General features: G+C 39.1%; 9 protein-coding genes, 1 tRNA gene and 2 rRNA genes. 1 reads left to right on the plus strand and 11 read right to left on the minus strand.

The window, feature by feature from the left end:
* From PAN06_RS12055 to PAN06_RS12090, 8 genes are all read right to left on the minus strand, one after another.
* A partial coding sequence (locus PAN06_RS12055; RefSeq protein ID WP_269796432.1) for a beta-ketoacyl synthase N-terminal-like domain-containing protein occupies positions 1–150 on the minus strand: 150 nt, incomplete at its 3' end.
* A 61-nt stretch (positions 151–211) separates the two neighbouring features.
* The gene (gene fabG, locus PAN06_RS12060) at positions 212–946 is read right to left on the minus strand and encodes a 3-oxoacyl-[acyl-carrier-protein] reductase (RefSeq protein ID WP_003010456.1); all 735 of its coding nucleotides are present in this window, start codon (positions 944–946) and stop codon (positions 212–214) included.
* 12 nt (positions 947–958) lie between these two features.
* On the minus strand, positions 959–1,879 hold the full coding sequence (gene fabD, locus PAN06_RS12065; RefSeq protein ID WP_269796429.1) for an ACP S-malonyltransferase: 921 nt from the start codon (positions 1,877–1,879) through the stop codon (positions 959–961).
* A 22-nt stretch (positions 1,880–1,901) separates the two neighbouring features.
* Complete coding sequence (fabK, locus tag PAN06_RS12070; RefSeq protein WP_269796430.1) at positions 1,902–2,867, minus strand: enoyl-[acyl-carrier-protein] reductase FabK; 966 nt, start codon at positions 2,865–2,867, stop codon at positions 1,902–1,904.
* A 114-nt stretch (positions 2,868–2,981) separates the two neighbouring features.
* A complete protein-coding gene (locus tag PAN06_RS12075) occupies positions 2,982–3,206 on the minus strand; it encodes an acyl carrier protein (protein ID WP_003003892.1) in 225 nt (74 codons plus the stop codon).
* Between the two features lie 57 nt (positions 3,207–3,263).
* The gene (locus tag PAN06_RS12080; RefSeq protein ID WP_070659615.1) at positions 3,264–4,238 is read right to left on the minus strand and encodes a beta-ketoacyl-ACP synthase III; all 975 of its coding nucleotides are present in this window, start codon (positions 4,236–4,238) and stop codon (positions 3,264–3,266) included.
* Positions 4,238–4,672, minus strand: coding sequence for a MarR family transcriptional regulator (locus PAN06_RS12085; protein ID WP_009732277.1), 435 nt, complete (start codon positions 4,670–4,672; stop codon positions 4,238–4,240). The genes PAN06_RS12080 and PAN06_RS12085 overlap by 1 nt, the downstream gene beginning before the upstream one ends.
* 97 nt (positions 4,673–4,769) lie before the next feature.
* Complete coding sequence (locus PAN06_RS12090) at positions 4,770–5,561, minus strand: enoyl-CoA hydratase (protein WP_191904617.1); 792 nt, start codon at positions 5,559–5,561, stop codon at positions 4,770–4,772.
* 240 nt (positions 5,562–5,801) lie between these two features.
* Between PAN06_RS12090 and PAN06_RS12095 the strand changes: the two genes are divergently transcribed.
* Positions 5,802–7,157, plus strand: coding sequence for an aspartate kinase (locus tag PAN06_RS12095; protein ID WP_269796431.1), 1,356 nt, complete (start codon positions 5,802–5,804; stop codon positions 7,155–7,157).
* 94 nt (positions 7,158–7,251) lie between these two features.
* Here the strand turns inward: PAN06_RS12095 and PAN06_RS12100 are convergent.
* From PAN06_RS12100 to PAN06_RS12110, 3 genes are all read right to left on the minus strand, one after another.
* Positions 7,252–7,325, minus strand: a tRNA-Asn gene (locus PAN06_RS12100).
* A gap of 5 nt (positions 7,326–7,330) precedes the next feature.
* Positions 7,331–7,446 (minus strand): 5S ribosomal RNA (gene rrf / locus PAN06_RS12105).
* A gap of 79 nt (positions 7,447–7,525) precedes the next feature.
* A 23S ribosomal RNA gene (locus PAN06_RS12110) occupies positions 7,526–7,852 on the minus strand; the annotation flags it as partial.

Raw genomic sequence — 7,852 nt, forward strand, 5'->3', positions numbered from 1 at the left:
ATTAAAGACTGGAATTTCAGAAGCATCAAATTTCGTAATGGGTTTGATCCCAATTTTTCCTTCATGAAGGCTATTCCAAAATTCTTCTGGTGTATTTCCGATTGGTGAGGTTACACCATAACCTGTAACAACAACACGATTTGTAGACATATATATTCTCCTTTTGTCGGATGGATATTTAAGTAAGTGATTTTCGATCAGTGAGCATTCATTATTGCATAGTCATTCCGCCATCAATGGCAATTGTTTGACCAGTTAAATATTCTTGACCTGCTAAGAAAGCCGCAACTTCTGCCACTTCTTCAGCTTGACCAATTCGTTTCATTGGCACTTGAGCTAGCATGGCATCTTTCATTTTCTCTGGAATAGCATCAGTCATATCTGATTCAATGAAACCAGGTGCAATGGCATTCACACGAACGCCACGAGCCGCAACTTCACGCGCTACTGATTTAGTGAAACCAATCAAACCAGCTTTTGAAGCCGCATAGTTAGCTTGACCGATATTCCCCATTAGACCAACAACAGAGGACATGTTGATAATGGCCCCTTGACGAGCTTTAGACATCGGTTTTAAGACAGCTTGAGTCATATTAAAGGCACCTGTCAAGTTGATTTTCAAGACACGTTCAAAATCTTCTTCAGTCATCTTCAACATCAACTTGTCGTTTGTAATCCCAGCGTTATTGACCAAAACATCAACACTTCCAAGCTTTTCAATTGCTTCAGCTACCATACGTTGAGCATCTTCGCCATTAGAAATATCCCCAGAAATACCAACAACAGTCACACCATAGTCAGCAAACTGTGCAAGCAAGTCCTCAGAAATTTCAGAACGTCCATTTAGGACAACATTGGCACCGAGACTCGCAAATTTATGAGCCACAGCCAATCCAATTCCGCGTGTTGAACCTGTTACAAAAACATTTTTATTTTTAAGTTCCATCTTTACCTCGTTTTAAGCATTCAGAAGTGCATCTAGACTAGCCTGATCTTCGACGTTATGAGTTGGAAGAGTTTTATCAATTTTCTTCAAGAATCCTGACAAGACTTTTCCAGGTCCGATCTCGATGACCTCATCTACACCAAAGTCTTGAATCGTAGCAATTGAATCATAGAAACGAACCGGTTCTTTTACTTGACGGGCCAAAAGTGCTTTCACATCTTCTAACTTCATGATTGTAGCTTCTGTATTCCCAACTAAAGGAAGATCAAAATCATTAAATGATACTTTTTCTAGTTCAGCCACCAATTTTTGACTAGCAGATTCCAGTAAGGCTGTGTGGAATGGACCTGACACATTCAAAGGGATCAAGCGTTTGGCACCTGCTTCCTTCAATAGTTCCACAGCATAGTCCACAGCCGCAACCTCACCACCAATCACAATTTGTGCTGGCGTATTGTAGTTAGCTGGTGTTACTACACCCTTTTCGGATGCTTGTTGACAAATCTCTTCGATCAAACTTGGATCTGTATTCATAACAGCAACCATTTTCCCACTTCCAGCAGGAGCTGCCGTTTCCATGAATTCACCACGTTTCGCAACCAAAGCTACTGCATCTTCAAACGAAAGAGCTCCAGCCGCAACTAAGGCAGAATATTCCCCCAAAGAGAGGCCGGCAACAATATCAGGAGTGATACCATTTTCTGCTAAGAGACGATAAATGGCTACTGACGTTGTCAAAATAGCTGGTTGAGTATAGCGTGTCTGATTCAGTTTTTCTTCGTTCGAATCAATCAATTCACGCAAATCATAACCGAGAATACGACTAGCCGTATCAAATGTCTCTTTAATAACGGGATAAGCCGCATACAAATCGCTCGCCATGCCCAATTTCTGAGCCCCTTGACCAGCAAATAAGAACGCACGTTTTGTCACTATCCTAATCCTTTCGACGTTTTTAGACGTTTACATCTGCCCAACGAGCAGCCTCTTTTTTAATCACCTTGGCTGCACCATAATAGATATCCTCTAGAATTTCAGCACAAGTTTCTTCCTTGCTTACAAGTCCAGCAATTTGACCCGCCATTACAGAACCATTGTCAACATCTCCATCAACAACAGCATTGCGAAGGGCTCCTGCTCCTAATTCTTCAATTTCTTCTTGAGTCTTCTTACCTGCCAAGAAATCTTTTTCAGCTTGGTTATAGGCAGAAGCCAATTTATTTTTGATCGCACGAACAGGGTGTCCAACAACAGATGCTGAAACTACAGTATCGATATCTTTTGCTTTCAAGATTTTATTCTTAAAGTTTTGGTGAGCATTAGATTCTTTTGCAACCACGAAACGAGTTCCCACCTGAACAGCTTCGGCACCTAACATAAAGACAGCTGCAGCACCGGCACCATCAGCGACTCCTCCAGCACCAATTACTGGAATAGAAATAGCTTCAACCACTTGGCGAACCAAGGTCATAGTCGTCAATTTACCAATGTGACCTCCAGCTTCCATTCCTTCTGCAATCACTGCATCAGCGCCCAATTTTTCCATCCGTTTTGCAAGTGCAACAGACGGAACTACTGGAATTACAGTGATCCCTGCTTCATGGAAACGATCCATGTATTTTCCTGGATTTCCAGCACCAGTTGTAACAACCTTAACACCTTCTTCAATCACCAGGTCAACAATGTCATCCGCAAATGGGGACAAAAGCATGATATTTACACCAAAAGGTTTATCTGTAATAGACTTCACCTTATCGATGTTAGCCTTTACAACTTCTTTTGGAGCGTTCCCACCACCAATGATTCCAAGACCTCCAGCATTTGATACTGCTCCAGCCAAATCACCATCAGCGACCCATGCCATCCCACCTTGGAAGATTGGATATTTAATATTCAATAGTTCAGTAATTCGTGTTTGCATTATACCTACCTCTTTTTTCGCTTAAGTAATAGTTTGAGTTCGAAAGATTGTTTCTTTGAGCCTCAAACTATTACCTAAACAAGAGAGAATATCTTTCGATACTCTCATCTATCATTATTTTGTTTTTTCTTCTACGTAAGCGACAAGATCACCAACTGTAGACAATCCTTCTTCAGTTTCGATTTGGATATCAAAAGCATCTTCGATTTCAGAGATCACTTGGAACAAATCCAATGAATCAGCTTCTAAATCTTCGAATGTAGATTCAAGAGTTACTTCTGATGGTTCTTTACCAAGTTCTTCAACGATAATTTCTTGTACTTTTTCAAATACTGCCATGACAGGCCTCCTTAAAAAAAATATATAAATTTTTAAAATGTGTTTCCACATGTTTAACTAGATTGTAACAAGAAGTGTGCCCCATGTCAAACCTCCACCGAATCCTGTAAGAAGAATTTTTTGACTTCCATCCATCTTGATTCGATGATTCTCGACACACTCCGATAATAGAATGGGGATACTAGCAGCACTAGTGTTCCCATATTCCATCATATTTGCTGGGATCTTCTCTCTAGAGACACCCAGTTTTTTTGACATCTTATCTAACATTCGGTCATTCGCCTGATGTAAAAGAAAATAGTCAATCTCTTCTGCTTCCATAGAGGCGTCTGCTATAATCTTTTGAATGCTTTTCGTGACATCACGAATAGCAAAATCAAAAACTGCCCGCCCATCCATCGTCAGATATCTTCGATCGGTAACTTCCTCTGAATAAGGAGAAGACAGACCCAAATAGCAAGATTCAAGACTAGAACCACGGCTACCATCCGTAAAAAGACTTTCAGCTAAAAACGATTTTTGATCGCTCGCTTCAAGCAAGACACCGCCAGCTCCATCTCCAAAAAGGACTGAAGTAGAGCGATCTGACCAGTCTAATACTTTTGAAAGCGTCTCACTACCGATCACAATCCCTCGCTGGTACATCCCTGAAGAAATGTATTTTTCAGCAGTGGCTAATGCAAATACAAATCCGCTACATGCTGCAGTCAGGTCAAAAGCAAAGGCTCGAGAAGCTCCAATATTAGCTTGTACCCGGGCTGCGGTCGATGGCATTAAGCTGTCTGGAGTAATTGTAGCGACAACGATAAAATCAATTTCTTCAGCGTCTAAGTTTGCTTTTGCTAATAATCTTTGTGCGACAACTGTTGCAAGATCACTGGTCGTCTCATCTCTTGAAATGTGACGACGAAGAATGCCTGTCCGACTACTGATCCATTCATCACTTGTATCCATAATCTCAGCTAAATCATCATTCGATACGACTTGGTCAGGTACATAATGAGCGACTTGACTAATTTTAGCAAAGACCATTATTTAATTTCCTCCAAGAAACGATACAGATTTTGCAATCCTTTTTGCATCACTTTCTTCTCTTCAGGACTCATATCTCCAATAATCTGGTTGACCATCCGTTTATGGAATTGTTGATGAAGTCGATAAAGTAGACGACCATTCTTTGTTAAACTCAAGTGTACAACCCGGCGATCAACTTCAGATCTTCTTCTTTCGATATACCCTTTGCGCTCAAGATTATTCAAACTTGTCGTGACAGTCCCCAAAGTCACCATCAACTCCCGTGAAATATCACTCGGGGTTGCATTCGGTGTCGAACCAATCACGTCGATCGTATGCATTTCTTTAATAGAAACATCTTTAAATCGACTTGCTCTTAGGCTCGTCTCCTCGATAACCAAAACATTATTAAAGATGGATGTTAAATAGTCATTAACTAATTGGTAATTCAAAACTCCACCTCCTAATTTTACTTTGATAGTCAAATTTTATCAAAAATGAAAATAATTTGCAAGCTTTTTTTCACAAAACATAGAAAAAAATACAAATTTATTTTCCTTTAAATTGTGGCCGACGTTTTTCAGAGTAGGCAATAACCCCCTCTTTAAAATCTTCTGTAAATGCTAGTTTCTTTTGCAAATTTAATTCAAGATTCGCATATTGATCCCATTCTTTCAAGAAGGCTTCCCAAACCATTTCTTTCATGGCAGCATAAGAATTTGAAGATCCTCTTCTTAATTTTTTAAGCAATTGATCAACCGTTTTCTCAAGTTTTTCAGATTCACAAACACGGTAAGCTAGGCCATATTCCAATGCTTTTTCTGCGGTCAAAGCTTCACCCGTCATTACTAAATGAGTAGCCCGAGACATACCAATAGCTTTTCCTAATAAGAATAACCCACCCGCATCTGGTGCTAAACCAACCCCAACAAAGGCTTGAATAAATTTAGTACGATCACTAATAATACAAAAATCAACAGCTACTGCTATGTTGGCCGCCGCTCCTGCGACCGCTCCATCAGCTACCATAATAACCGGCTTAGGTAATTGCTTAATCTTCTTAGAAATAGTATTAACTAATTCAGCAATTAAAACAAGAGACTCAATGTCATCTGCATCGACTGCGCGTTTCATTTCACTCAAATCTCCACCAACTGAAAAGATTTTCCCTTCTGCTGATAGAATAATGAATTTTACTTCCTCATTTTTTTCTGCATCTTCCAAGGCAGCTAAAATTTCCTGACACATTGGAATGTTAAAACCATTGGATACTTCAGGACGATTTAAAGAGATTGTCGCGAGGTCATTTTCGACAGAATACAAAATTGTTTCAAACATCACAGACTCCTTTTATTTAAATATAAAATATTTTGATATTAAAACTTTTGAATTATAACATATCATACCACAAAAAAGTAAAATAGTAAAATATATCTATAAGATGTAACAAAATTGTAAAATTTGAATAATTACAATTTCTCCCTTTTACAGAATCAATTATTTTATGCCCTATCCTTAAATACATTGTATCAATAACTGAACTTTGGTATAATGTATTAATGAAACTATTAAGGAGAAAATATGAAAGTAACTAAATTTGGTGGAAGTTCTCTAGCATCAGCTTCTCAATTAAAAAAAGTACTTAATATCATTAAAGATGATCCAGAAAGAAGATTTGTAGTTGTATCAGCTCCAGGCAAACGCAACGCTGAAGATACAAAAGTAACAGATGCTCTGATCCGGTATTATAAAGAATTTACTTCAGATAAGGATGTCACACAAACACAACAGTGGATTATTGAACGTTATCGTGCCATTACAGAAGAATTGGGTCTCAAAGATTCCATTATTCAAGAAATTGCTGAAGATATCTATGATTTAACAAATTTACCTAAAAAAGGAAATCCATTTACATATGATGCATTCCTAGCAGCTGGTGAAAATAACAATGCTAAACTCATTGCTGCCTATTTCAATCAAAATGGATTAGAAGCAAGATATATCCATCCAAAAGAAGCAGGAATTACGGTCACTGCCGAACCTTCCAACGCTCGTATTTTACCATCTAGTTACGATAAAATTGAAGAACTAAAAGATTCAAGTGAAGTGATTGTCATTCCAGGTTTCTTTGGTGTTACTCAAGATGGTGACATTTGTACATTTTCTCGTGGTGGATCTGACATTACAGGATCGATCATTGCAGCAGGTGTAAAAGCAGACTTATACGAAAACTTTACAGACGTAAATGGTATTTTTGCAGCACATCCAGGTATTATTAAACACCCACATTCCATTCCTGAATTAACTTACAAAGAGATGCGTGAATTAGCCTATGCTGGCTTTTCAGTTTTACATGATGAAGCTCTTGTGCCAGCCTACAGAGGTAAAATTCCATTAGTCATTAAAAATACAAACAATCCGGACCACCCAGGAACCCGAATTGTTTTGGAACATTCAAATGATCATGTAACTGTCGTAGGAATCGCTGGAGATTCAGGGTTTGTAAGTATCAATATGACCAAATACCTTATGAACCGCGAAGTTGGGTTTGGTCGAAAAGTCCTTCAAATTTTAGAAGATCTCAATATCAGTTGGGAACATATGCCAACAGGAATTGATGATTTATCCATCATTTTGCGTTCACGTGAACTAACACCGATCAAAGAACAAGAAATTCTGAAACAATTAACACAAAAGCTAGAAGTTGACACAGCCGAAATTGAACATGATCTTTCCATCATTATGATTGTTGGTGAAAAGATGAAGAGTCAAGTAGGGGTTACCGCAACTGCGGCCAAAGCACTATCAGAAAATGAAGTGAATATTCAAATGATCTCGCAAGGTTCTAGTGAAGTTTCCATTATGTTCGTTGTAAGTAAAGATCAAGAAGAAAAAGCCATTAAAGCTTTATATCAAGCATTTTTCCCAAATAACTAAGTAGAGAAAAGCTCCGTTAACTAAACGGAGTTTTAATTAACATTAAAATGAAAAGTAAAAAAGAGATCAATTACTTGATCTCTTTTATTCTATACTCCGCCAGTAGGACTCGAACCTACGACATCATGATTAACAGTCATGCGCTACTACCAACTGAGCTATGGCGGAATCAAGCTAAGCGACTACCTTATCTCACAGGGGGCAACCCCCAACTACTTCCGGCGTTCTAGGGCTTAACTGCTGTGTTCGGCATGGGTACAGGTGTATCTCCTAGGCTATCGTCACTTAACTCTGAATGATTAAACATTCAAAATTGAACATCTATATTCTAACAAGTTAACCTTACGTTGTCAATATCTTCTGACTCTTTGGATAAGTCCTCGAGCTATTAGTATTAGTCCGCTCCATTGCTCACACAACTTCCACTCCTAACCTATCTACCTGATCTTCTCTCAGGGCTCTTACTGATATAAAATCATGGGAAATCTCATCTTGAGGTGGGTTTCACACTTAGATGCTTTCAGCGTTTATCCCTTCCCTACATAGCTACCCAGCGATGCCTCTGGCGAGACAACTGGTACACCAGCGGTAAGTCCACTCTGGTCCTCTCGTACTAGGAGCAGATCCTCTCAAATTTCCTACGCCCGCGACGGATAGGGACCGAACTGTCTCACGACGTTCTGAACCCAGCTCGC

It is taken from the genome of Streptococcus sp. SM3 (assembly GCF_027497875.1).